Consider the following 24,590-nt stretch of genomic DNA (forward strand, 5'->3'; position numbering starts at 1 on the left):
TTTTATTCGGTCTCTAAAAAATTGCGTCTAGTTTCTGATACATCGATATCAACACTGTATTCTTTACCCTCGCGTAAATAACGTATCACCATTTTGTTCTTATCGGCCTTTTGACGCGTTGCCTCTTGCAAGCATTCAATATGGCAGGTCGCATGGTCATCGATGGAAATAATGATATCCCCGCCTAGAACCAATTTTCTTCCGGCTACTTCAGCATTGATGAAGCCTGCTTTGAGGCCTGCCTTTTCAGCGGGACTACCCACTGCAACGCTTTGTACCAAAACACCGCCCGGAAGTTCCCTGTTGAAGACCTTGGCGAATTCCTCTTGTTGCAACAACACCCCATCTATCCCTATCCAAGGTCTATCTTCAAACGACAGAATATTTTTTGCGGTGTTGATGGTCACTGCCATACCAATACCCTGAAAACCACCTGAAACGGTCAATATACTAGATGCTATACCGACGACTTCCCCTTGTGAGTTGAATAAAGGGCCTCCACTGTTACCGGAGTTTATTGCCGCATCGGTTTGTAAAAACTCCACTTTTACAGAGCCGTCATAGATTTTATCAAACCCCCTAAAGGCAGAGATGATTCCTGATGAAAAAGAATTTTCCATTCCGTACGGACTTCCAATGGCGTAGATATTTTGACCAACGGCCAAATTATCTGAATCACCCATGGTGGCATGATAGAGTGTCTTATCAGGAATCTCCAATTTTAATAAGGCAATGTCGGCAGTAGGTTCACTGAACAAAACCGTTGCCTTTCGAAGTTTACCGTCTTGGGTCTTGACCATGATATCCGTGGAGCCATTTACAACATGTGCCGCTGTAAGAATATGACAATCACCTGACACTAAAACCCCAGATCCCAATCCACCTCGGCGCCCAGGTCCTTTATTAGAGATAATCGTTGATTGGGTATATATGGTTACAACGGCTGGTAGCACTTTTTGATAAAGTTTGGCTACCGATTTTTCAGTGGCTTCAAGATTGGCCGGTATTTTTCTTTGTAACGGTTTAATATGGCCCATTTCTTGGGCAATACCAAAGAAAACCGTCATGCTTGTTACGATACCTAAGATTATGCTTTTTCTCATTGGTTCTTGATTTCTAGGATTTGACGCACCATTTGATTGGTAAAGCCCCACTCGTTGTCATACCAGGTCATTATTTTGAGTAAATCACCATCTACGACTCTGGTCATACTCAAGTCAACCGTAGAGGCAAAAGGGCTTTGAACAATATCTGAAGATACTATAGGTGCTGTTGTTACATCAAGTACATCGGCATAACGTTCGGTATTTGCCTCTTCGACCAAAATTGCATTTACCTCTTCGACCGTAGCCGGTTTGGCCAAAACAAAGGTCATATCGGAAAGCGAACCAACAGGGATTGGAACGCGAATGGCAACGCCATCAAATTTACCGGAATATTCTGGCAAAGCTTTGGTGGTGGCTATTGCAGCCCCTGTAGTGGTGGGTACTATATTTGCAGCACCGGCCCTACCCATCCTGAAATTTTTCTTTGAAGGTCCATCGACCATGGCCTGTGACGCAGTATAGGCGTGAACAGTGGTCATTATGGCTTTATGAACCCCTATTCGTCTTCCCAAAATTTCTACGATCGGACTGATATTATTGGTCGTGCAGCTTGCACACGAAAATATACTGGTATGGCCATCTTGTGAGTTTACCCCATGTACTACCGTAGGGGTGTCGATACTTTTTGTCGGGGCGGAAATAATAACGGTTTTCGCACCGGCACGTATATGCTTTTCGGCATCTTCATGTTGGGTAAATACACCCGTACTCTCGATTACGAGGTCTACGCCATTGGTTTTCCATGGCAAGTTCTCAGGGTTACGCTCACTACTGTAGGCTATTTGTCCTCCATTGACCATAAGGTTGCCATCATCAGTATAGTCAACCTCATTTTGGTAAATGCCGTATACTGAATCATATTTCAACAAGTAAACAATGTTGTCTATGGGTACAATGTCATTTACGGCTACGACTTCTATGCCATCGGTCTCTGAAATAATCTTTAATGCAGCCCGTCCGATACGGCCCATTCCATTGATTGCAATTTTCATTAGTGTAGTTTTTAGGTTAACTATTAGGGTTCTTTAGTTTATGACTTTTAAGAATATGTTTCATGTAATCACCACGGGTGTTCTTCGAATCGAATTGTAATGAACGATTAAAAACATATATGGGAAATCTTTAAATATAACAAGTAATTCAGTTTAATGGATGCCTACATTTTCGCGGATGGTACCATTGGATTTCCAGCTTCATATAAGGATTTCAACCTTCCCCCTCGCCTTTTTGTAATTTTTAGCTTGCAAAGAGGGCTCTCGTAGCCCTCTTTGACAAACTAACCAACCTAACCAAACACTAATTCTATCTCGAATTGCCAAATTTCAGGAAATCACTTTGCTCCCTTATCCCCTGGCAATCCTTAAAATTGGATACTGTTGGATGAAAACAAATTGATCATGCTCAATTCAACTGCTATAGTACTCCTGATAGTAATGCATTAAAATTTCTCAAAACCGGGTCTTTGACCTTAAATTTAAAATAGGCCCCAAAATATTCCAAACAGTACCGAACGAGCATGATCGTTCTCTTAAATTGCGATGATTGTATTGATTTCATATAGCTTCGTTGTTTAAATTCAAAGTACCCTTATCAAGGCTTTCTACATTTTTATTGCGATAATCGATGGGTGTCATGCCTACATGCTTCTTAAAGAACCTAGAAAAATGTCCGGCATGTTGGTAACCCAGCTCATGGGTTATCTGATCTGCTGTTTTAGGGGTATTCAAGAGAAGCCTTTTAGCCTCTAAAACGATTCGTTCATGCAATACCCTTGAAGGTGGTTTTGTACCATACCGCTTAAATAGGTTGGCCAATGTTTTAGGGGACTTAGAAAGCATTGAAGCATATTCTGCCACTTGATGCTTCTCGCGAAAGTGATTCTCGATCAAATCATTATACCTTCGTATGGTCTGCAGTTGGTTTTGCCGAATAAAGGGAAGGCAGTTATCATCTAAGACTATGGTATTGGTTTTGACAAATAGTCTTTTCAAAACGTACCGTAACATTTCTTCACATAGCTTATCGCGTTTATTGAATTCATCTAAAAAACAGTTGAACATCGTTGCATATTCAGATGCTTCGCCATCTTTAAGCGTTATTTTAAGTGGTTGCTTTGGGCCATAATACCAAAACCAGTAGAAAGATACCTCTTCATCATTGTCTTGTAGTGAGAAAAAGGTTTTATTGAAGGCAACTGCTTTTAGGTTCTTCGATCTCAAATTAGGGACACTCAAGCTTTGCAGGGGTTTGCAAAATAATAGTTCATTTTCCTTTAGCTCGAATTCTTTTCCATCAACAATAATATTCGCACTGCCCGATTCACAGAATACCACCTTATAAAATGCGGAATCCATAAACAAGGGGCGATACGAAATATTTGAAAAGTCAGTGTAGATTAGAATACTACCATCCGATTTATTTACATATTGATCAATCATACCTTAAATGTTCTCGTTGGATAATCATAATTGATTAGCTACAAGCCAAGGTTGTGCCAGAAAAGCATATAATTTCAACTAATTGATAATAAGTGTTTTATAAATTACAGTGGTTCTTTGATACTATGGTATACATACAAGATATTGTACTATCACACTATTTAGGTTTTTAATACTGATCTACCAAAAAAAGAAATTCATATTTGGCCTGAATAATCTTCCCATCAATTTTTAATTGGTTGATATTAAGCGAAAAAGAGCACAGTGGATGTCAGTCAGATCGTTAAACAAAAAGCATGAAATTATCTTCAATAACCTGAAATTTTAATTGGAAAAAAACCATCAAATCGAAAAAAGTATTTTTTTTCACAAAATTCTCCTGCCTTGTTTATTTTTGCTTTCTTAGTATCTAGTGTTACCGATGCACTCTAAAAACCTGCTTTCGGGGACTTATACAACTTTCAGACTTCTGAATAAGATTTGGAATATTCAAACGGTTCCTATGAAGTAATAGCAATACACTCAGTGAGTTTTCCTTAAAAGTAATAATATGAAGACTAAACGTGCATTTTGTTTAAGCATTAACAAATACAACAATAAGTAACATGTCAGGTAAATTGCTAATTGTTGAGGATGAGTTTATTATCTCACAAGATATTCGAAGGATAACTTCGAACCTTGGCTATGCCGTAACGGCAATGGCTAAAAGTGCCGATGAGGCACTTCGTGCCATAACAAGCGAAAAACCCGATTTAGCACTGCTTGACATTAATATTTTAGGTGACTCCAATGGTATTGAACTTGCCGGGGTCTTGAAAAACAAGCACAGTATTCCTTTTCTCTATATTACTTCTTACTCAGATTCATCCATTTTAAAGAAAATGAATGAAACCGAGCCATTGGGCTACATTCTGAAACCTTTTGATAAACGTGATATTCGAGTGGCTTTAGAGTTGGCTTTCACAAAATTGCAGAGCAATTCAAATCGTTCTTTACCTGTTGATGTAGTAAAGAAGGATATCGATTTATCACAACATATCGTTGGTGAAAGCATGCCGCTCAAGAATGTATTGACCATGATCAAACAAGTTGCCAACACCGATGTAACGGTGCTTATTGAAGGGGAGACCGGTGTGGGCAAAGAATTGATGATGGAAGCGCTATTTAAGTCATCAAATCGCAGCAATAAAAGTCTTGTAAAGGTAAATTGTGCCACGTTACCATCAGAACTTATTGAATCTGTCTTATTCGGACATGAAAAAGGTAGTTTTACCGGCGCCACTGAAAAACGTATCGGTAAGTTTGAACAAGCCAACGGGGGAACTATTTTTTTGGATGAAATAGGTGAACTGCCTTTGCCTAGCCAATCAAAACTGTTGCGTTGTCTCCAAGAAAAAGAGATTGAGACGGTAGGCGGTTCGATTCAGAAAAAAATAGATGTACGCGTAATCGCAGCTACCAATAAAAACCTCGCGGATGAAGTAAAGGAAGGTAATTTTAGGGCAGACCTTTATTTTAGGTTAAATGTCTTTCCTATTAAAGTACCTCCACTAAGGGAACGCAAAGAAGATATCGTTCCGTTGGCCAACTATTTTCTAAAAAGGGGCATAAGCAAATTCAACAAACCAAATATGGAATTTGATGATTTCAGCCTTAAAAAAATGAAAACCTATCAATGGCCAGGTAATATCAGGGAGCTTCAACATTATATCGATAGGGCCTTATTATTGGCTACCAACGGTACCGTTCATCTTGATCTGAGCGATCAATTGGTCAATGAGGAAGAAAACAAAAAGGGGCACGAATTGCGATCACTTGAAGATGTCGAAAGGGAACAGATCATCTATACCCTTAAGTATTGTAAAGGCAAGATCAGGGGTGCCGGAGGTGCTGCTGAAATCTTAAAACTACACCCCAACACCCTGGATTTCAGAATTAAGAAATTAGGAATCATCAAAGAAAATCTTTTTACTTAAAAAGGCAAAATCAAATTCCTAATTAAGTAATCTTAGAGAATTCATTGTACCGAGCAAAGGTGCGTCAAACTTACCGTTGTGCCAAGGGAACCCCTTGGCCACAACTAAACCCTACAATATACACCTGAATCAAATGGCATTTCGATATTCGGCAAACTCCGAGGCTAGGTTTTTCTTGGCCCTGGAAACCAAAACCCAAACATTATTGCGGGATATATTCAAGATTTCACTGATGGCATCCGTATCATACTCCTTCATCACTTTCATCTCAAATACCTTCGCCTGTTTTTTAGGTAACTTGTCTAAAGATCGTGACAACCTGGCCGAAAAAAGATTGTTTTCTGCCACATAATCAAACTTAGTTTCCTCTTCCATTATACAGGCGGGTTCTTTGAAATATTTTTGAAAATATTCTTCATTTGAAAGCATGTTTCTCTCAATTTTACCCTTAGCAGTCTGTTGTGCCCTATAATAATCAATGATCTTATGTTTCAAAATAGAGGTAATCCATGTTTTCTCGGTTGACTTTTGACTGAAATTCTTCATAGAACGCAAACCTGCAATAAAAGTGTCTTGTATAAGATCTTCCACTTTACTCTCATCAGAAATCTTCTTCTTTGCATAATTGAATAGATAATCGTAATAATCTCGAATCCAATTATCTGGGTTAATGGTTGTTTTCATAAGCATTCTTGTTCATTAGATATGTTCAATCGTAACTAAGAAATCTTTGTGCCAAGAATCAAATAAAATGTAAAACACTGTATTTCAGAATTTTAAATATCAAACAAGCAACCCTCATCCTACAACATGCCGTAGTTGTCACATATTCTTACAATAACTTGTGGGCTGATTCCATTTGCAGTTCACGAATTCGCATTAAAGCATGATAGGTATCATAAAGTCTATCGACTTATGATAAAGCCAACTAAAAAGTCCATAAATTGTTACCTTTTAGTATTTGTACCAAAAAACGAGAAAACATGAAAGCTACTTTAGTTCTATTTTTAACGCTTTTAACCAGTCTGGCAATAGCCCAAAAAAGCCATTTGAATGCCAAAAAAAACCTTTTTCTAGAAGGTTATGATATTGTATCGTATTTTGAAGATGGTCCCGTCAAAGGAAGTGAAGACTTCGAATATGGTTATCAAGGTGCTACATTTAGATTCAAGTCAAAGAAAAATCTGGAATCGTTTATGACCGATCCCCAAAAATATTTACCGGCCTATGGAGGTTATTGCGCCTATGCTATAGCCGTAAGTGGTAAAAAAGTGAAAGTAGATCCAGAAACTTTTGAAATACGCCAAGGCCGCTTATTTCTATTTTATAATTTTGGAAAAAACAATACCTTGGAGTCTTGGTCGAAAGAAAACCCTGAAGTACTAATTTCCAAGGCCGATAAAAATTGGTCAAAGGTAATTGCCAAATAATTTTATGGTAACTAAAAACCGCCCTACCCTTTTGAAGATTTTCTTTGCCGCTTTTGGGGTCAGTTTCTTAGGTTCGCTACCTTTAGGTACCATAACCACTACTAGTTTACAATTAACGGTATCTGGTAAGGTGACCAGTGCTTTTCTGTTTACCCTGGCTACGGTATTAGTTGAAATGGCCGTGGTGTTATTGCTTTTAAAGAAGTTCAAGGTTGGTACTTTTAGTGATAGGATTGAAAAAGGTATTTACCCCTTCGCCATTCTCTTTATTCTTTTTTTGGCGGTAAAAGCTTTTTTCGACGATCCTTCGGGAAGTTATGGGGTGCAGGCCATTGAAGGTTTAAATTCAGCCTTCTTACTAGGTATCGTAATCGGTATATTAAATCCGCTGCAAATACCATATTGGTTGGCGTGGAACAACATTTTTCTTAAAAAAAGGCTGGTCAATGAATCGTTATCTGCCGTAAGTACGTATATTCTGGCAATAGGTTTGGCTTCCTTTTTGGCAGTAAGCGTATATATTATTGGAGGCACCTATATCTCAAAATATTATGAGGAATACAACTATACACTAAATATAATCTTTGGAATTATTTATTTGGCCCTTGCCAGCTATTTAACCATACACTTTTACAAAAAACACTATCAAAGCGCGTTAAAAAATGTTTGAAACTAGCTATAATACCCTTATCCAACTCAAAACTGTTTTGGCCAACCTACCCGAAAACTGTTTCGCAAAGCCCTGTGAGGCACTCTCTGGTTCAAGTATCGGACAACATACCCGACATGTAATCGAACTCTACCAGTGCTTATTGAAAGGCTATGATAAAGCCGTTATAGATTATGATGATAGAGCCCGGGATATTGAAATTGAAACCGATGTACATAAAGCGATAGACGCATTGAATGCTATTCAAGAAGCATTGGAACGGCCCGACAAGAACCTACTTTTGGTAAATCGTCTCAATGGCGAAAGCGTAGAGGTACAATCAACATATTTTAGGGAGGTTCTTTACAATTTAGAGCACGTAATACACCACAAAGCGCTTTTGAAAGTAGGTATTCAAGATTTAGACCAACCATTTTCATTACCAAGCTCTTTTGGTATTGCGCCGGCAACCATAGAATTCAGAAAGAAATGTGTACAGTAAGTTTTGTTCGAATAGAAGACACTTATGTGTTCACCTCAAATCGCGATGAACATCAAAGTCGACCTTCTGCCTTTCTCCCTATCATAGAGCGAAAAAACAGCGTAAACTTGCTTTTTCCCAAAGATGGGGAAGCAGGCGGTACTTGGTTCGCATCGAATGAATTTGGTACCGTTTGTGTACTTCTTAATGGTGCTTTCACTAATTATACAAGAAAAACAGGATATAAAAAGAGCAGGGGCCTTATTGTTTTGGACATAATAAGTTCAAGATTTCCCATTACGGCAATAGATACGATGGACCTGACCAACATTGCCCCTTTTACCTTAGTACTTTTTCATGAGAACGAGTTATACGATATGCGATGGGACGGACGAGGGAAACATAAAAAGAGATTATCGAAAGATATTCCCCATTTGTGGTCATCGGCCACCTTATACAACCTTGAAGAAAAGCATTCTCGGCAATTTGCACTTCAAAACCTTACCCAGAATAATGATAAGGTAACCCCTAAGGGTATCTTTGAACTCCATAAAAAAGACCATAATTTGGGCGGGTTTCGTATCGATAGGCCAACGGGCCACAGGACAGTATCAATTTCCCAGGCTTTTTTAGACAATAATCAGATTGTAATGAATTACAGTGATTTGACCGAAGAAGTCAACCACTCAGAGCGCCTAAGCCTTAAAAAGGAGAAACTGCAGCCCTTATGAAAAACTTCAATCTATTTTTCTATCGTATTTTTCATTGGGAATATTGGTCCATGGAGTTTATTTATTATCCACTTTTTCCCATTTGGATATACCTGTCCATTAAATCCCGTTCCCTTTTCTTTTTCAATGCCGCCAATCCTAAAATAAAAAATGGCGGTATGGCCATGGAATCAAAAGACGATATCTATAAAATGATTCCTGAAGAGCATATACCAAAAACCTTACATTTTCAAAATAATACCGATAGTAATGCCATTTTGAAGGCCTGCGCCGCTACAAATATCACATTCCCCTTCATTATTAAGCCCGATATTGGCATGAAGGGCTTAGGTGTGGCCAAAATTCATGACGGTGAAGAACTTGCCGCGTACTTGAAAAAGAACAAAACCGATTACATAATTCAAGAATACATTTCACACCCAAATGAAGTAGGTATTTTTTACGTGCGGCATCCTAACGAAAAAAAAGGTAATGTTACAGGAATCGTTTCAAAAGAATTTCTAACCATTACAGGTAATGGAAAAAGTACGGTTGGGGAATTGATCATTGAAAACCCAAGAAGCCATCTACAATTGAATAGACTTCGAAAAAAGTATGGTTCCTACCTGAAAACCATTCCGGGGAATAAAGAAAAAATTACCCTGATGTCTTTTGGCAGCCATACCCTTGGTGCCCGGTTTTTGGATTTATCAAACGCGATAACACCTGAATTGACGGAAAGGGTCAATGCCATTTGTCAAGGCGTTCCACAATTTTATTACGGCAGATTGGATGTAAAACTCACCTCTTTAGAAGATTTTACCCAAGGGATCAACTACAGTATCATCGAAATTAATGGTGCGGGTAGTGAGCCAACGCATATTTATGATTCTTCGCACACCATTTTTTATGCTTGGAAGGAAATCTGTAGGCATTGGTTTCTTTTGCAAAAAATAAGTCAAGCGAATTTTTGCAAAGGGGTAAAATATTTAAGCTTTAAAGAAGGCTTGTCCATGCTAAAACAAAATGGACAGCTAGAGAAGCAACTGCGCCAGATTTAGCCCAATCCACTGGCCCATACCGGCATTTTGTAACAAGTAAGCTTCAATAGTCTTTCAATAAGTTCATGTTTTACAATGGTGTACTTTCCCCAAATGTCTAATTTTTGTGTTCCGGGTTCAAAACCTAAGGTGAATTCTTTTTGAGAACAGCGTTTACCCCGTTCACACTTAGTGCACAATATACTGGAGATTATCTCACTTCGCTGGTTTATGTCGATAATATGTTCAAGACCGACCTTTTACTTGGTGTAAGTTGTGCCCCCTATTTCTTGGTGTTTTTTTGAATATCAAATGATTTCGAAGCACCCCAGCAATTATGAGGCACAGACCATTAACTAGATCAACTTCGTAACGACCCTGTACCAATATGGACCAATTCGGCAAGAACAATGATTCATCAAAAATAAATACCCTCTGTTGTAGTCCGTACGAGAACACGTTCTTCGTCATCCAAAAGATATTCCGCCCGATGTGATACGGCGTAATTATCAACTATAATTACATCACCAGGCTCCCAATTATGGATATAAAGTGAGGCCTCGCGAGAGAGCTCATCATGTATGTAAGTTACAATTTCATTGACTTTTTTAAGGGCAAGCTTACCCCCTGTCTTACAATCATCCAGAATATTTTGGGTAAAGCCTAAATCAAAGTAAATCGTATCTTCTCCCGTATAGGGATGTTTCCACAATAACGGATGCCGTATGTCTTCCCTATAAAGCACCTTGTAGTTTTTCCATTTTTCTTTTTCTGAGAGCGGTAAATTTAGATATAGGTTGATCAACGAGGCAAAAGCGGTCTTTGCCCCTTCTTGCGGTATTCTGACCATCTGAAAAACACTCAAATACGACGGCCTTTTATTATAAGAGTTATCAGAATGCCATAAAACCCCTGCTTGTCGGGTCTTTCTTTTTCTGAATGAAGGATTGATACCATTCTTCTCATTTAAGGAGTATACCGCTGGTTGTTCTAATATACCCAGCTTTTTTGTAAATGCTTCTTGTTCATTTTCTGTCCAGACCCTGGCTCCCTTGATAAGCACCAATTTATGCTTAGCAATCTTTTGCTTAAGCGCTTTAATTTGATTTGGGCCTATTTTAGTGATATCAGAAAAGTTTAGCAATGCTGCCCCCAAATGCTCATTTATCCGCTTACTTTCTAAAGTGGATTTTGGTGATGGATCTAGATTCCTCACTTTAGATATCAGTTTTCTTATCATCGGCTTAGTACAATTTCATTTCTAAATAGCTTTGAGTCGCAATACGTTCGTATCACCTGCAACATAAATGCCATTGGATTGTCTCGTAAACAAAAAGGTCACTATAGAGAAACTGAATAACATTTTATACCGTTGGCCTTACAACACACTGTCTAATGAAGAAAGAATCGTGCCAGCCCTTCAAAAAACACAACTTGTTGAAATTCATTTGCTTATCATATCAAGGTTGTATGTGTACCTACAATATATTGTAGTTTTGATGTTTTTAAACCCCGTATACTGCATTGGGCTATCAATCTTGAAAAAGCATATGAGGGCCTATTATGCTTTATGATCAACTTAAAAAGGCTAAAAGCTATAATTAAGTAATAGATTCCTTCAAGCTACGGTATTATGGAGTAGTCCAGTTTTTGGGAGGAAGCATTACTATTTTAAAATTTTCAATTATCTAAAAATCAATCGATTAAAATATTGGCATGCTTTAAGCTAAGACCATATAAAAATAACTTTATGAATACGGGGAATTTACTTGTCAGAATTGGATTTGGCCTTCTATTTGTTTGGGAAGCACTTGAAAAAATTATTGCCGCATTTTCAGGAGTCGTTGGCTTTCAGAACAATATTGATTATTTTTTAAAAGCCAGTGGTCTAGCTTTTCTAGGCGATACAGCAATATACATAGCGGGCGCCCTACTGGTTGCATTAGAGCTGATTTCAAATGTATTGGTTGAACGTCATGATACATATAGTGCCTATGACCGCGTTGGCCAAACTGGCCTTTAATATGTGGGCAAAAAATAATTTCCGTAGCTGACAGCCTTTAAAATTTTCGATTAACGTATTGAATATACAGCATTTGGGATACTTGGATTAGCAGCAACACAGGTTTATCAGACTTAATGCGAAAGTTGAATGTCGATATCTTAATTACGGTTTTCTTATCATAAATCAATTTTTATTTAATAACTAATCAAGAAATTAGCACTATTAAATCAAAATAAAGCTATGCGAAACTTTGAATTATATGTACCCACAAAAATGATTTTTGGCAAGGGTGAAATGAAAAAATTAGCCACCGAAGTACCTAAAGACAAAAAGATATTGGTACTCTACGGAGGGGGCAGTATCAAAAGAAATGGTATTTACGACCAGGTGGTGACAGCACTTAAAGACCATGATTTCATTGAGTTTTCAGGTATTGAAGCCAACCCAGAATACACTACGCTGCTCAAGGCACTTGAAATCATTAAAAAAGAGGATATTGGTTACATGCTTGCTGTTGGCGGTGGTTCGGTCATTGATGGCACCAAGTTCTTAGCCTCTGCAGCACTGTACGAAGGTGCTACCCCTTGGGATATTTTGGCAAAAAAAATAAGGACCTATAAGGGCTTGCCCTTTGGTACGGTATTGACTTTACCTGCCACCGGAAGTGAAATGAACAGTGGTGCGGTAGTAAGCCGTTCAGAGACCAATGAAAAAATGGTCATGGGTGGCCCTGGGTTGTTCCCCGAGTTTTCAATTTGTGACCCTACCGTGGTAAGCAGTATTCCTGAAAGGCAGTTGGCCAATGGGGTAGCCGATGCCTTTACCCATGTATTGGAACAATATATGACCTACCCTGCCGACGCACCGTTACAGGATCGCTTTTCGGAATCCATTCTACAAACCTTGATGGAAATTGCCCCAACGGTACTAAAAGACCCAACTGACTACAAGGCGGCCTCCAATTTCATGTGGTGCTGTACCATGGCGCTTAACGGGTATATTCAAAAGGGAGTACCAACAGATTGGAGCGTACATATGATCGCACATGAACTCACTGCTTTTTATGGTATTGACCATGCCCGAACGTTGGCCATTATCTTACCCAGCGCCTATACCAAGAAGTTTGAAACGAAGAAAGAAAAACTGGCGCAATATGCCGAACGTGTTTTCAATATTCAAGAGGGAACCATGGAAGAAAAAGCCAAAACAGCAATTCAAAAAACAGAAGATTTCTACCAATCATTGGGTATAAAAACACGATTACGCGATTATACCGACACCTATGAGGGATTTTCGCAAAAAGTTGCCCAAAGCCTTACCGACCAAGGTATGACCGCCCTTGGCGAGCATCAAGACATTACCCCTGAAGTTGCTGCTGAAATTGTTGAAATGGCTTATTGAAATTTTCAAAACAACATATGTAATTAAAAAAAGCTTTTCATAATGAGAAGCTTTTTACGTTTTTAGAACAGTGAAAAATCAAAATACTGGCGTTATTGCCATTTCCCTAATCGAGGTTTTAGTTTTGGTTTAATAACTTTGATGGTATCAGAAAAGTCTGTTTTACCATACCGCCAGAAGTACATTTGTTGGACATTAATGGGCCGGCCCATATTTTCTATGAAGCCAAAGAATCTGGCGTAGCGATGGCATTGCATTTTGTATCCTTAGATCACCATACTGAAATTAAGACCAGCGCAGGCCTATATTTCAATAGGCTGGAATTTTTTGAGTCAATCGAACTTCAGGCTGGTGATATCGTTTTTATTCCCGGTTTGGACTATCATTTAATTTCCGACAAAAACTTTGTTAAACTCATTCGACCATTTTTAAACTGGGTTACTGAGCAATATCAAAAAGGAGTGCATATATGCTCTATATGTACCGGAAGCTTTATTCTGGCAGAAACAGGTATTCTCAATGGTCAGACAGCTACCACCCATTGGAAGTATTTTGAAAGGTTTTTCGAAAAATTTCCAAAAATCAACCTGCTAAAAGATCGATTGTTCGTGAGTTCAAAAAATGTCCATTCCAGTGCCGGGGTGGCTTCGGGCATAGACCTCTCCCTCTATTTGCTTGAACAGTTTTACGGAACAAAACTAGCCGTCGACATTGCAAAAGAAGTGGTCATCTATTTTAGAAGAAGTGCTTCTGACCCCCAATTGAGTGTTTTTCTTCAGTATCGAAACCATCTTGACCATCGTATTCATAATGCCCAAGATTATCTGATCAACCATTTGAAAGAGGCTCCGACGGCCGAAGATTTGGCCGACCACGTGCATATGAGTAAAAGAAACCTGACACGTTTGTTCAAAAAGACTTGCGGTATTACCATCGGAGGTTATCTCGAAAAGATTCGGGTCGAAAAAGCGATTGCTTTATTAGCTAAAAAAAATAAAGTGGATTTTGTAGCCTTACAATGCGGATTGAAAAGTACCAACCAACTGCGCACTATATTGAAAAAACATCAGGATGTTCTTCCGACCGAAATTACGCCCCTTTCAAAATAGTCCTTATGCTGCGTATTATTGTCCTTTCATCGTCTTAGGCATGACCCTACATTTGTAGTTCATCACAAAATCAACGAACTATGAAATGCATTTCTTTAGTTACCCTCTTGCTATTTTTTCAATTTACACTATCCCAAGAAAGCGCTAACGAGGTAACTTTATACGTATGCCCACCTTGCAATAGTGATTGCGATGCGCTTACGTTTCAACAACCGGGAACATGCAACCATTGTACTATGGAACTTATAGACAAAAAAGAATTGGAAATAAATCATGAAAACACCACAAAAAAAATAGCGTTTTACCTTCAAGACGGTGTTGAAATCTTGGATTTTGCTGGACCTATGGAAGTCTTTTCCTATGCAGGCTTTGAGGTTTTTACCGTTTCAAAAACCAGAGATACTATTTTATCACAGGGTATTTTGAAAATTGTACCCGATTACAGCCTACAAGCTGCGCCAAAGGCCGATATTTTAGCTTTTTTTGGTGGAAACGCTTCCCGTGCGTACCAAGACAATGAAGTGATTGATTGGGTGCAAAAGCAAGAAAACATTGAATACTACTTTTCAGTCTGTACAGGCGCCTTTATACTTGCAGAAGCAGGAATATTGGAGAATAAAACAGCAACCACGTTTCATACAGCATTGAACGGACTGGAAAAAGACTATCCGAAAACCGAGGTACTCAAAGATGTGCGCTATGTCGACCACGGAAATGTTATAACCACGGCTGGGATTTCTGCCGGTATTGATGGGGCATTACATTTGGTTGCAAAAATTCAAGGATTCAACAATGCCCGTAAAGTGGCCTATTACATTGAGTACGATAAGTGGACACCAGGTGAAGGACTACTATTGACCGATATTGACCCGTATCACTATTTTATGGAGGTTGATAACCTAAAAGACTATTTGGGCACTTATGAATTTGATAACGGATTAAACGTAGAAGTGAAATTCAATGAACGAGAAAACTCCATTTACGCACTATTAGAAGGTCAGAATTACCCGCTTTTCTATCTCAACAAAGATACCTTTAAAGGGGTCAATGGCTATCAAGTAAGATTTCAAAGAGATCTTAACGGTTCGGTTTCAGGGTATCACAGTTCTGAGGATAAAACGATTCTTTACAAGAAATTGAACTAATAAAACTACACAATACACCGTCAAAAGAACACCCTTGCCACGTCAAATACCATGTAAATAGATAATCTGCTGATCTTAAGCTTAAATGAATAAGCCTATAGTATTTAAAAAAACAAAAAAGCATTTTTGGTTGCATTAGATGCCCTGCTCGTTCAGAGTTGTGTTTCTACAAAACGGCTTCACACAAACCCACCTGGTCCCCTCTACCCCTTTAAAACATCAAAAATATACGGCGCAATACCGGAGTTTTGCATCTACTTCATTCTTAGAAGCCGCAGCATGGCGTCTGGGCCACGATATCCCTGAGTTGTCTTCGTTTTTTTTTGTCTATTACAATTACCTAGAGAATGCCGAAGACTATCTGATAAATCATGGAAAATCTCATTTCAATAGTGGTGACCTGATATTTTCAGTACTAGAAATATTTGAAAAATACGGAGCAGTACCAGAATCAATATATGACGGTCAGCTTGCAACCGTTAAGACCAAGAAGGAAGTGCTAGACAGAATGACTGCAGAAAATGAGATGAACACTTTAATCAAATCAAGTTTAGACGCTACTATCAAATCAGGTTCATTTAATCAAAAGAAGGCAATTGGCATTGTTACCGATATTTTAAACAATTATCTAGATGAAGTACCAAAAGAATATGCGGACAATCATCTTCCTTTAAAAGCCGATGACTATATTGAACTCGCCTCTTTTAATCATCTGCCTTTTGGTCAAGCCGTAGTTTTGGACATTTCTGCGAATTGGCGGAACAAAGCGTATTACAACTTACCACTAAAGCGATTCATCAACACTAGCGATGCGGCCATAAAAAATGGCCATACCTTGGCATGGGACGGTGATATTGGGGCCAAAGAAGATTTCAGGAACAATGGTTATGTAACGATAAAGGGAGAGTATGAGACCTTAGCGCAAATTACCCAAAAGGAACGTCAAAGTGCATTTGAGTGAAAAACGACCCGTGACGAACACAATGTGCATTTGGTGGGTATTACCTATGACAGAAATGGAGAAAAGTTCTACATCCTTAAAAACACTTGGGGGAGTGACCATGGTTTAAACGGGTATTGGTATCTCTCTGAAAATTACTTCAGATTGCGAACGGTTTCCGTTACCGTGCATAGAGACGGTATTTATGGCAGTAGAAAATGTAATTCATCATTTCGGAACCAAATAATACAAAGAGAATCAAAAAGTAGAAATTCATTGATGTAATCGGGTACAATTAGAATTACCCATTTCGCCATCCCCTATAATTAAGGTTGATTATTTTCACGAATACCAGTCAAAGTAACTTTACCCCCCTGTACGATATCAATTGAGTTGACATTACCTTTATCATCTTCTCTGAATACAAATCGTATATCAAAATCTAATGGAAAGAAAGCATTTTCAGATTCAGGATATAAAGTTAACCGTGGAATTCCGGTACCGTATACTTCCAAGGTATTTTTTTTCTTAATAAAGTTCATTTGTGTGCCAAGGGTTGATTTGTAAATACCTGCATATTTTTTCAATCTTTCTTCAGAAACATCAACAATGTTTGGAATATCAGTTCCCCAATAAATTTTATTTACAATTTCTTTACCGACCCCGATTACCTCTTTAATAACCTTTTTACAAATAATACTACCATTATCTCCATTGGTCAGAACGATAATCCCATTTTTAGAATTAGGCAACAACACCATAGTAGTTGCCACCCCCGCGTCACCACCATCATGGTTGATGGCATATTCTCCATTGGGCAGATCTTTTATTATAGTCCATCCCAATCCGTAGTCAGCATTGTTATGAATTTTAATTTGGGGGGTTACCATTTGATTGAATAAATCTTGAGAGATGAAATTTCCTTTCATCACTTCGATTCCAAAATTAGATAAGTCATTAATTGTGACCAACAAGTCATCGGCTGCACTAACCCAATGCGTTTTGTAATAAACATCGTGCTGAATGCCATTACCATCATACCAATGGGCAAAGCGCAAAGTATCTACATCTTTTAACCAGGTAAAGGTGGCATCTTTCATATCCATTGGTTTAAATACTAGGGAATCTACAAGCTTAGTCCATTTTATATCAAATCTTTTCTCTAAGGCGGCCGAAAGGTATTCAAAACCTTCACCTGAATATTGATATCGCGTTCCAGGTTTAAAGTCAAAACTCAGTTTTTGATCCGAATACATCCTTCTCCAATTTTTAAAACCAGTAGTATGATTTAGTATGTGGCGTGTGGTCAACTGCAAAGACAAAGAATCATTAATCACATCTGGATCAACCCAATAATTATGTAATGGCTCATCTAAGTCCCATTGGCCATTATCAATTAATTTAAGTGTTGTCATTGCCACCACTGTTTTTGCAATAGATGCCACATTGAATATAGTATTTACCGAAGCCTTACTTCCTTTTTGATGTTCCCCATAAACTTTTGCCATTTTAACCTGTCCGTCCTCAATCAAACCAACAGCAACTGCGGGAACATTGTATTCGGTTTGCCATTGAGGGATTTTAATATTCAAAGTATCTTCTACAGATGGTTGTAATCCAACTGTAACCCTAGAACTGTCTCTTTTTGATTCACAGCAAAAAAAAACTGTCATAATTAGTATCCAACAATAGATCTTGATTTTAGACTTCATGGCATATAGATTTAGTTCAGACAATGGTGATAAAGATGTAATATTATCTGTCTATTTATTTTGACACGAAAAGTAAAACCTATCTGGTCAATTCAGGTCTTATTGCGCCTATTGAGACCTATTAAGATAACTTTTGCTTGAACTGCAATGGGGAAAGTTGGGTTTCTTTCTTGAATATTCTATAAAAACTACTCTTTGAATTGAATCCACTGGAATATCCGATCCCCTCCAAGGAATATTCTGAATACTCTGTAGAATGTAATTTTTTTTTTACATCTTCTACGCGATACTTGTTTATCAAGTTATAAAATGAAGTTTTCATGGTATCGCTCAAGAGCAGTGATAGTTTTCGCTCTGAAATATTAATGGAATCTGCCAATTTTTGCAACGTAATATCTTGTGATAGATAAGGTTTCTTCTCGTTCATTACCTTCTCCAATTCTAATTTCAAACCTTCTAATTCTTTTTTTTGTTCAGGATTTAAAATTCTGATTTTTTTCTTGTCAGATTTGTAATTATTTTTTTTTACGAGAAAATCGGGCAAATCGATTACAGCTTGTTTTAATCCACAGTAACCTAAATATGAAATTGAACAGATTAAGGCAAAAACCGTAATGTAGCCATCCCATAAGACAATATACCCCAAAGTGATCTCAGATATTGTCAATATCAAATCAATAACAATTACACCAACAAAACAGATAAGAAAAGTATACAGCCACTTTAAATTATGCTCAATTTCAACTGCATAATTCTGTTTTGATACTTTCTGGTACTTATTCAAGACCCGCAACGAAAACATTCCATAAAGAACAAAATAAATATCCTTGATTAGTGCTAAGTTCAAGTTAGTTATTATATATCTCACATGCGTAAACACCTCTTTACCTGCAACAATATTTATAACCCTGGGGAATGTCATAAATGATGTAAAAATCAAAAAAGGAATGAAATGCCATAAATGGATTTTAAAAAAACCCTTTTTCTCAATAAAAATTGACTTGACATAAAGAAATAATAGGGGAGCTAAGAATAACCTAACCCCACTTTCAATAAAAGTTGTTGCTATATAGAGGTATTTTATGCTATAAAGAGTCGCATAAAAGTTTATAATTGTTCCAAGAATGAAAACCCAAAAAAAAATCAATATTTTATGGGGTAACTGTTTGATTTTCAATCTTAGCAAGATAATAATTTCTAAAAACGTCAAAATCATACCTAAAACCAATACTAAATCTGTGATCAACTTTACCATTGAACCTTTTTGTTTTTGGCACAAAAAAAGGCATTAAAAGCTAATTGTACAATTGACCAAGGGTTTTTCAATTTGAAGTTAATTGGCAGATTAAAACTAATGCTACATACGAAAAATGGAAAAATTTAGAATCCCAAAAACAAAACGAAAATAACTTTTCATTCCACTTTAAACGGACTGGAAAAGACTATCCGAAAACCAAGGTGCTCAAAGATGTACGATATGTCGACGACAGAAGTGTTATAACCACGGCCGGGATTTCTGATGGGATTGATGGCACATTGCATATTCAGTTAACGGAGTTTTACTCAAGATTCGTCATTTAAATAGGCATAAAGACCTATAAATTCAATAATTTTTAGGTAACCTATATTTCCATCCAGAATCTTTAGTGCCGTGAATCCAAAATTCTGTTTCTTTTCTATAATTCGATTCTTCTTCTCCAAAGCGTCCCAGCCAAATTCTTCTTGCTTCTCTCCAGGTTTCTGATATTTCACATAGAGATGTTTGTCATTACTTAGTTCTCGTAAGTCGCTGGTAAGGGTTTTGGCCAAACTGTCTGGATTGCTAATACCCCTATATTTTTTTGATCTGATTTTTTGTGTAAAACCATTGGCGATTGGCATTCTTTTATCTGTCAAAACATAATTTTCTTGAATCAGTTTTGGAATTTGATTCACCATATCATTTACTGTTTTCTGGGTCAATTCTACTTGTGAACGTGTCGCTGAAAAAATGAAAAGAAATATGAAAAAAGTTGCTATTGTTTTATGTTTCATTTTCTTAAGAATCTTTATTTAAATCCATCTTTGAAAATACCGGCCTTGATTTTCTTCTTTTTGGTATCACCAGTTAGATGCAGGTGATCCTTATCCAATTTTATGGCATCATTCAATTTTAAATTGAATTCCCCTGATTTTAAAAGTCCGTTCTCTTTGATATCGGGGTTTTTTAACTCAAGTACCCGCTGTTCATCCCTCGACCAATAGCCAACGTATCCTTTATTATTGGCAATTATACTATTAGAAAATACCGAAGAATATTTCAGGTTCTTTGGCCCTACTAAAAAGTTATTGTTGTTTACAATTACATTGTTATTGAACGAAAATTCGTAGTCTTTAGGACCAAACCAAAAAGCACTTTCGTAAGCTCCATAGACAATAGAATTACTTATATTGAATCCATCGACATTGTTAAAGAACAGCACTGCATTTCGGCACTCGTAAAATACGCAATTGGCTACCGAATTGTTCTGACCATGGGCCCAGACACCGCCCTGAATCGGAGCAGTTTCTTTGTTACCGATAAAGTAACATTGCGAAACTTCTAAATCGGCAAGCTCTTGATTTTCCTTCGAAATAGGATAGTAATAGTTCACCGCAGGATTGGCATTTCCTAAAAACTTTAGGCCCCTTATGGTAACATATGCTGAAGAGACCAAAAATCCCGTGGCATGCGGAAATTGAGTTTCAGAATTGTTCGATGACACCGATTGGATTTTGGGCATTTTTTCTTGTGACCAATCCGCATCATCGGGCATATGAACCGCTTCAATGACAAAACGGGTAGAATCGGTCATCATTCTAACCGGATTGATATCAAGTCTTTTGTTCAATACATATAGGCCAGGAAACAACTTAATGGTTATAGTACCTTTCCCCGTCAACGAATTGACATATGCAATGGCATTTGATAAAGATTTGAAAGGGGCTTCCAGATCGCCAACATACGTATCATTTCCATTTTGTGAATCCACATAAATTTCTTGGGAGTACGTTTTGGGCAAAAGAAATAAAACTAAGGTTGCGAAAAAGTAAAGTGATTTTTTCATTTTGAATACTATATTTTTGGATTGCATAGAAATCACTGGATTTCCATATTTTGATCCAATCTAAAGTCAAAGCGAAAAAATGACCTCATTTTTTATGTTCATTTTTATTCATGTTCGTTCATCTATACCAAACGACTTAAAACCAGTATGATAGATTTATCAGAAACCATAAACATCTGCTTGCAAATGGTCGAGAAAAAATTCGATAAAGGATCAAGTGAGCATTGGTCAACATTGGATTTTGAAAATCTTGCCAACGAAATTCACTCCAAATCAGGCACCTTATTAAGTGTCTCTACATTAAAACGTATTTGGGGGCGAGTGAATCATAATGTAAAACCAAATCAAACCACCCTGAATGCCTTAGCAAAATATCTCGGTTTTGAAGATTGGATAGCTTTTTTAAAATCTCAAAAGCTTTCTGAAAGAAACATAGAGAGAAAAAATGCCGTAGGCAACAAGACAATTGTACTATTCGTTTTCGTTCTAATTGTTTTGGGTGTCTTTTTTCTATTTAAAAATAAAGGTTCAGATACCGTTCAACCTCTTGAGAAAAAGGAATATAGTTTTGAGAGCAAGGTAGTTTCCGATGACATTCCAAACACAGTGGTTTTCAAATATGATGCCTCAAAAGCGCCAGAAGGAACCAAAGTCGAGATTCAACAAAGTTGGGATAAAAGAAAGAGAAGTGCTGTCAAAAAAGAGGATAGTATTGCCACAAGCATTTACTACCGCCCAGGATATTTTAAAGCGAAATTGGTCATTAACGATACTATCGTCAAAGAAGATGATGTTTATATACCTACTAAGAACTGGTTAGGTCTGATTGAAACTAATCCGGAACCAATTTATTTAGACCCCCAAGATATTTATAAGAACGATTTTCTATCCATTGATCGTGAGACCGTATCGAAGTACGTCATGGATTCTCAAAAACAGAAAAATTGGGTAGGCCTTTATAATGTTCGGGAGTTTGGGGAATTGTACATTGATGATTTCGAAATGGAAACCTTGGTACAAAATACTTGGAAACACGGACCAGGTATATGTCAGAACATTCGCATCGCCATATTATATGATGGCGGCGCCGTTGTAGTACCCTTAGGTAAAAAAGGATGTTCGGCAGAACTGTCGATTATGTCAGTAGACGATAAAATTATTGATGGCAAAACCAATGATTTATCTAGTTTCGGGGTTTATTATGATGAGTTCGTCAATGTCGTCTGTAAATCAAAAAATGGCCAGTTGAAATTTACCATTAACAAAGACCAAGTTTTTACTATTGACATTCCTAAAAGGCATAAAAAGATTATCGGCATCGTCTATAATTTTGAAGGTTCAGGTTCCATCAAAAAATTAGAATTCAAAAAGGATAATACAATTCTCTTTCAAGAAAAATTTAAAAATAAATAAGGCCAACCACTACCGCCAAATTTTGTGATTCTCGGCTACTTACTTCATTTGAATCTCGCAAAAACCCTTTAAAAATAGTTGATTCAAGACAAATGACATGAAGGTGACACCTAAATGTCGCAGAGGTGGCAACGTCTTATGGGTAGCTTTGTTCCAATAAAATTCTTAAACAATGGAAAATCAATCAATAGGTAAAAACCTAAGCTATCAAAGAAAACTGAAAGGCTATTCACAAGAAGACCTCTCGGCAAAAACAGAAGTTACGGTACGCACCATTCAACGTATCGAAAAAGGGGATGTCACCCCACATCTGCAGACTGTAAAATTGTTGGCCACAGCACTTGACATCAATGTAGATGAACTGTTAAATCTAGAAAACCCTAAAGAGGAGGCCATTCAAAAAAAGTGGTTGCTACTTTTGCACGGCACGCCCTTGTTGGGCTTTGTACTTCCATTCTTCAATGTGCTCTTTCCTTTGTTCCTTTGGATCCATAAAAGAGAAGATAATCCACTTTACAATAGGCATGGTGCCAAAATCATCAATTTTCAAATAACGGTATTGTTGTTATATGTGCTATCATTTGTGGCCTTACTCACTTTGGATAAAAGGGGGTTCATACTATTTATTTCGGTTATCCCACTTTGTGTAATGGTAGTTTTGGCCAATATTATGTACGCTGTAAAAGAATATAAATGTTATTACCCGCTTGCCATACCGTTTTTAAAATTCAAAGGCCGAAAAACTGCAAAGTCCGTTTTGGTTTTGTTTGCGCTTATGACCTCTTTAAACGTTACATCTCAAAAAGCTGATACAATTACCCGTTTGGACGGCACCAAAATCTCAAAGGATTCTTTGACCAACAAAATCACCCAACTAATGAGTGATGCACAGGTGCATGGCATGGCCGTAACCATATTCAACCAGAATAAACCAGTGTATCAAAAAACTTTTGGATATAAGGATTATGCTAAAAAGCTGGCACTAACTGGTTCAACAAATATTTATGGGGCTTCTTTGAGCAAGGCCGTTTTCAGCGTTTTGGTCATGAGCTTGGTCGAAGACGGCACTATTGATTTGGATACTCCTTTAGAATTATACCTTTCCAAAAAAATACATGAATATGAGCCAGAAACCCGTTGGCATGATGACTATTCAGCATTAAAAAACGACAGCTTGTACCATAAAATCACGGCTCGAATGTGTCTAGCCCATACTTCGGGTTTTGATAACTGGCGGACTGCCAAAAAAGCATTGCAAGTACTGCACGAACCAGGCACAAAGCACATGTATTCAGGTGAGGGATTTGTTTATTTACAGGTCATTCTTGAAAAAATAACAGGCAAGGGATTACAACAACTTGCAGAAGAAAGGATCTTTAAGCCTTTGCGAATGGACAATTCCGCTTTTTTATGGAAACCCGAATTCAAAACAGACTTTGCATTTGGCCATGACCAAGAGGGCAATCCTTATAAAAAAGATATCGATAATGAACCTCGAAGTGCAAGTACGCTTGAGACCACAGCTTCAGATTACGCTAAATTCCTTCAGGGTGTGCTTCATAAAAACCTTCTCTCTGAAGCATCTTATAATGAGATCTTCAGTTCGCATATTAAGGTCACTTCACCTACCAGTGCGTACGAGGGGCCATTGAATAGAAAAAAATCATTTGAAGAGACGAACGTTGGTTATGGATTGGGTTGGGGATATTTAGATACCCCCTATGGTGATGCAGTATTTAAAGGTGGCAATGGTAGCGGATTTCAGCATTATTCAGTTCTTTTTCCAGAAAAGGGGATGGGTGCACTCATTATGACAAACAGTAGAAACGGAAGAGCGGTTTTTATAGCGCTGTTACGAACCGCCCTAAAAGATATGTTCTCAACATTGGAAATTGCTGCCATATACCCTTTGGAAACAGCATCGGCATTCTGCTAACCGAGCCGTTCAG

Annotated in this window: 22 protein-coding genes and 1 pseudogene; 14 read left to right on the forward strand and 9 right to left on the reverse strand. The window is 37.6% G+C overall.

The window, feature by feature from the left end; all coding sequences use genetic code 11:
• Positions 1-2: 2 nt before the first annotated feature.
• The 3 genes from AACM45_RS07460 to AACM45_RS07470 all read right to left on the reverse strand — a co-directional run bounded on the left by AACM45_RS07460 (position 3) and on the right by AACM45_RS07470 (position 3,544).
• Positions 3-1,103, reverse strand: coding sequence for a S1C family serine protease (locus AACM45_RS07460; RefSeq protein ID WP_339141770.1), 1,101 nt, complete (start codon positions 1,101-1,103; stop codon positions 3-5).
• Complete coding sequence (gap, locus tag AACM45_RS07465; protein WP_339141771.1) at positions 1,100-2,098, reverse strand: type I glyceraldehyde-3-phosphate dehydrogenase; 999 nt, start codon at positions 2,096-2,098, stop codon at positions 1,100-1,102. The genes AACM45_RS07460 and gap overlap by 4 nt, the downstream gene beginning before the upstream one ends.
• Positions 2,099-2,659: 561 nt before the next feature.
• A complete protein-coding gene (locus AACM45_RS07470; protein ID WP_339141772.1) occupies positions 2,660-3,544 on the reverse strand; it encodes a helix-turn-helix domain-containing protein in 885 nt (294 codons plus the stop codon).
• Between the two features lie 605 nt (positions 3,545-4,149).
• Between AACM45_RS07470 and AACM45_RS07475 the strand changes: the two genes are divergently transcribed.
• Entirely contained in the window at positions 4,150-5,520 is a 1,371-nt protein-coding gene (locus AACM45_RS07475; protein ID WP_339141773.1) for a sigma-54-dependent transcriptional regulator, read from the forward strand.
• A gap of 129 nt (positions 5,521-5,649) precedes the next feature.
• On the opposite strand, the gene AACM45_RS07480 is transcribed toward AACM45_RS07475, so the two are convergent.
• A complete protein-coding gene (locus tag AACM45_RS07480) occupies positions 5,650-6,204 on the reverse strand; it encodes an RNA polymerase sigma factor (protein ID WP_339141774.1) in 555 nt (184 codons plus the stop codon).
• A 299-nt stretch (positions 6,205-6,503) separates the two neighbouring features.
• Between AACM45_RS07480 and AACM45_RS07485 the strand changes: the two genes are divergently transcribed.
• Genes AACM45_RS07485 through AACM45_RS07505 form a run of 5 tightly spaced genes read left to right on the forward strand, consistent with a single transcriptional unit; the run spans position 6,504 to position 9,851 of the window.
• A complete protein-coding gene (locus AACM45_RS07485; protein ID WP_339141776.1) occupies positions 6,504-6,950 on the forward strand; it encodes a YHS domain-containing (seleno)protein in 447 nt (148 codons plus the stop codon).
• A gap of 4 nt (positions 6,951-6,954) precedes the next feature.
• Positions 6,955-7,620, forward strand: coding sequence for a hypothetical protein (locus AACM45_RS07490; RefSeq protein WP_339141777.1), 666 nt, complete (start codon positions 6,955-6,957; stop codon positions 7,618-7,620).
• Complete coding sequence (locus tag AACM45_RS07495) at positions 7,613-8,101, forward strand: DinB family protein (RefSeq protein WP_339141779.1); 489 nt, start codon at positions 7,613-7,615, stop codon at positions 8,099-8,101. Before AACM45_RS07490 ends, AACM45_RS07495 begins: the two co-directional genes overlap by 8 nt.
• A complete protein-coding gene (locus tag AACM45_RS07500; RefSeq protein ID WP_339141780.1) occupies positions 8,089-8,811 on the forward strand; it encodes an NRDE family protein in 723 nt (240 codons plus the stop codon). Before AACM45_RS07495 ends, AACM45_RS07500 begins: the two co-directional genes overlap by 13 nt.
• Positions 8,808-9,851 carry a D-alanine--D-alanine ligase gene (locus AACM45_RS07505; RefSeq protein ID WP_339141781.1) on the forward strand — a complete coding sequence of 348 codons (1,044 nt, stop codon included), beginning with the start codon at positions 8,808-8,810 and terminating at the stop codon, positions 9,849-9,851. Before AACM45_RS07500 ends, AACM45_RS07505 begins: the two co-directional genes overlap by 4 nt.
• Positions 9,852-10,248: 397 nt before the next feature.
• Here the strand turns inward: AACM45_RS07505 and AACM45_RS07510 are convergent, their stop codons facing one another.
• Complete coding sequence (locus AACM45_RS07510; RefSeq protein WP_339141782.1) at positions 10,249-11,070, reverse strand: TauD/TfdA dioxygenase family protein; 822 nt, start codon at positions 11,068-11,070, stop codon at positions 10,249-10,251.
• A gap of 510 nt (positions 11,071-11,580) precedes the next feature.
• Here AACM45_RS07510 and AACM45_RS07515 point away from each other — a divergent pair.
• The 6 genes and pseudogenes from AACM45_RS07515 to AACM45_RS20390 all read left to right on the forward strand — a co-directional run.
• On the forward strand, positions 11,581-11,853 hold the full coding sequence (locus AACM45_RS07515) for a hypothetical protein (protein ID WP_339141783.1): 273 nt from the start codon (positions 11,581-11,583) through the stop codon (positions 11,851-11,853).
• A gap of 222 nt (positions 11,854-12,075) precedes the next feature.
• Entirely contained in the window at positions 12,076-13,236 is a 1,161-nt protein-coding gene (locus AACM45_RS07520; protein WP_339141784.1) for an iron-containing alcohol dehydrogenase, read from the forward strand.
• A gap of 146 nt (positions 13,237-13,382) precedes the next feature.
• Positions 13,383-14,345 carry a GlxA family transcriptional regulator gene (locus AACM45_RS07525; protein WP_339142392.1) on the forward strand — a complete coding sequence of 321 codons (963 nt, stop codon included), beginning with the start codon at positions 13,383-13,385 and terminating at the stop codon, positions 14,343-14,345.
• A gap of 236 nt (positions 14,346-14,581) precedes the next feature.
• Complete coding sequence (locus AACM45_RS07530) at positions 14,582-15,490, forward strand: DJ-1/PfpI family protein (RefSeq protein ID WP_339141785.1); 909 nt, start codon at positions 14,582-14,584, stop codon at positions 15,488-15,490.
• 160 nt (positions 15,491-15,650) lie between these two features.
• The gene (locus tag AACM45_RS07535) at positions 15,651-16,451 is read left to right on the forward strand and encodes a hypothetical protein (protein WP_339141786.1); all 801 of its coding nucleotides are present in this window, start codon (positions 15,651-15,653) and stop codon (positions 16,449-16,451) included.
• Between the two features lie 21 nt (positions 16,452-16,472).
• Positions 16,473-16,715: pseudogene (locus AACM45_RS20390) on the forward strand (C1 family peptidase); the annotation flags it as partial.
• A gap of 41 nt (positions 16,716-16,756) precedes the next feature.
• On the opposite strand, the gene AACM45_RS07540 reads toward AACM45_RS20390, so the two are convergent.
• The 4 genes from AACM45_RS07540 to AACM45_RS07555 form a co-directional block, all read right to left on the reverse strand.
• Positions 16,757-18,142: a serine hydrolase domain-containing protein gene (locus AACM45_RS07540; protein WP_339141787.1), complete on the reverse strand. Its 1,386-nt coding sequence runs from the start codon at positions 18,140-18,142 to the stop codon at positions 16,757-16,759.
• A gap of 121 nt (positions 18,143-18,263) precedes the next feature.
• Positions 18,264-18,989: a helix-turn-helix domain-containing protein gene (locus AACM45_RS07545; protein WP_339141788.1), complete on the reverse strand. Its 726-nt coding sequence runs from the start codon at positions 18,987-18,989 to the stop codon at positions 18,264-18,266.
• A gap of 716 nt (positions 18,990-19,705) precedes the next feature.
• The gene (locus AACM45_RS07550; RefSeq protein ID WP_339141789.1) at positions 19,706-20,176 is read right to left on the reverse strand and encodes a hypothetical protein; all 471 of its coding nucleotides are present in this window, start codon (positions 20,174-20,176) and stop codon (positions 19,706-19,708) included.
• 14 nt (positions 20,177-20,190) lie between these two features.
• The gene (locus AACM45_RS07555) at positions 20,191-21,228 is read right to left on the reverse strand and encodes a right-handed parallel beta-helix repeat-containing protein (RefSeq protein WP_339141790.1); all 1,038 of its coding nucleotides are present in this window, start codon (positions 21,226-21,228) and stop codon (positions 20,191-20,193) included.
• A 147-nt stretch (positions 21,229-21,375) separates the two neighbouring features.
• On the opposite strand from AACM45_RS07555, the gene AACM45_RS07560 reads away from it, so the two are divergent.
• A complete protein-coding gene (locus AACM45_RS07560; protein WP_339141791.1) occupies positions 21,376-22,641 on the forward strand; it encodes a hypothetical protein in 1,266 nt (421 codons plus the stop codon).
• Positions 22,642-22,813: 172 nt separating this feature from the next.
• On the forward strand, positions 22,814-24,577 hold the full coding sequence (locus AACM45_RS07565; protein ID WP_339141792.1) for a serine hydrolase: 1,764 nt from the start codon (positions 22,814-22,816) through the stop codon (positions 24,575-24,577).
• Positions 24,578-24,590 lie beyond the last annotated feature (13 nt).

It is taken from the genome of Croceitalea sp. MTPC5 (genome assembly GCF_036985505.1).
Classification (GTDB): domain Bacteria; phylum Bacteroidota; class Bacteroidia; order Flavobacteriales; family Flavobacteriaceae; genus Croceitalea.

Coding starts and splice junctions, on each gene's coding strand:
- AACM45_RS07490 (WP_339141777.1), top strand. CDS start 6,955: ATGGTAACTAAAAACCGCCCTACCCTTTTGAAGATTTTCTTTGCCGCT.
- AACM45_RS07485 (WP_339141776.1), top strand. CDS start 6,504: ATGAAAGCTACTTTAGTTCTATTTTTAACGCTTTTAACCAGTCTGGCA.
- AACM45_RS07515 (WP_339141783.1), top strand. CDS start 11,581: ATGAATACGGGGAATTTACTTGTCAGAATTGGATTTGGCCTTCTATTT.
- AACM45_RS07505 (WP_339141781.1), top strand. CDS start 8,808: ATGAAAAACTTCAATCTATTTTTCTATCGTATTTTTCATTGGGAATAT.
- AACM45_RS07555 (WP_339141790.1), bottom strand. CDS start 21,228: ATGAAAAAATCACTTTACTTTTTCGCAACCTTAGTTTTATTTCTTTTG.
- AACM45_RS07480 (WP_339141774.1), bottom strand. CDS start 6,204: ATGAAAACAACCATTAACCCAGATAATTGGATTCGAGATTATTACGAT.
- AACM45_RS07520 (WP_339141784.1), top strand. CDS start 12,076: ATGCGAAACTTTGAATTATATGTACCCACAAAAATGATTTTTGGCAAG.
- AACM45_RS07550 (WP_339141789.1), bottom strand. CDS start 20,176: ATGAAACATAAAACAATAGCAACTTTTTTCATATTTCTTTTCATTTTT.
- gap (WP_339141771.1), bottom strand. CDS start 2,098: ATGAAAATTGCAATCAATGGAATGGGCCGTATCGGACGGGCTGCATTA.
- AACM45_RS07530 (WP_339141785.1), top strand. CDS start 14,582: ATGGAACTTATAGACAAAAAAGAATTGGAAATAAATCATGAAAACACC.
- AACM45_RS07495 (WP_339141779.1), top strand. CDS start 7,613: ATGTTTGAAACTAGCTATAATACCCTTATCCAACTCAAAACTGTTTTG.
- AACM45_RS07500 (WP_339141780.1), top strand. CDS start 8,089: ATGTGTACAGTAAGTTTTGTTCGAATAGAAGACACTTATGTGTTCACC.
- AACM45_RS07460 (WP_339141770.1), bottom strand. CDS start 1,103: ATGAGAAAAAGCATAATCTTAGGTATCGTAACAAGCATGACGGTTTTC.
- AACM45_RS07540 (WP_339141787.1), bottom strand. CDS start 18,142: ATGAAGTCTAAAATCAAGATCTATTGTTGGATACTAATTATGACAGTT.
- AACM45_RS07560 (WP_339141791.1), top strand. CDS start 21,376: ATGATAGATTTATCAGAAACCATAAACATCTGCTTGCAAATGGTCGAG.
- AACM45_RS07510 (WP_339141782.1), bottom strand. CDS start 11,070: ATGATAAGAAAACTGATATCTAAAGTGAGGAATCTAGATCCATCACCA.
- AACM45_RS07470 (WP_339141772.1), bottom strand. CDS start 3,544: ATGATTGATCAATATGTAAATAAATCGGATGGTAGTATTCTAATCTAC.
- AACM45_RS07565 (WP_339141792.1), top strand. CDS start 22,814: ATGGAAAATCAATCAATAGGTAAAAACCTAAGCTATCAAAGAAAACTG.
- AACM45_RS07475 (WP_339141773.1), top strand. CDS start 4,150: ATGTCAGGTAAATTGCTAATTGTTGAGGATGAGTTTATTATCTCACAA.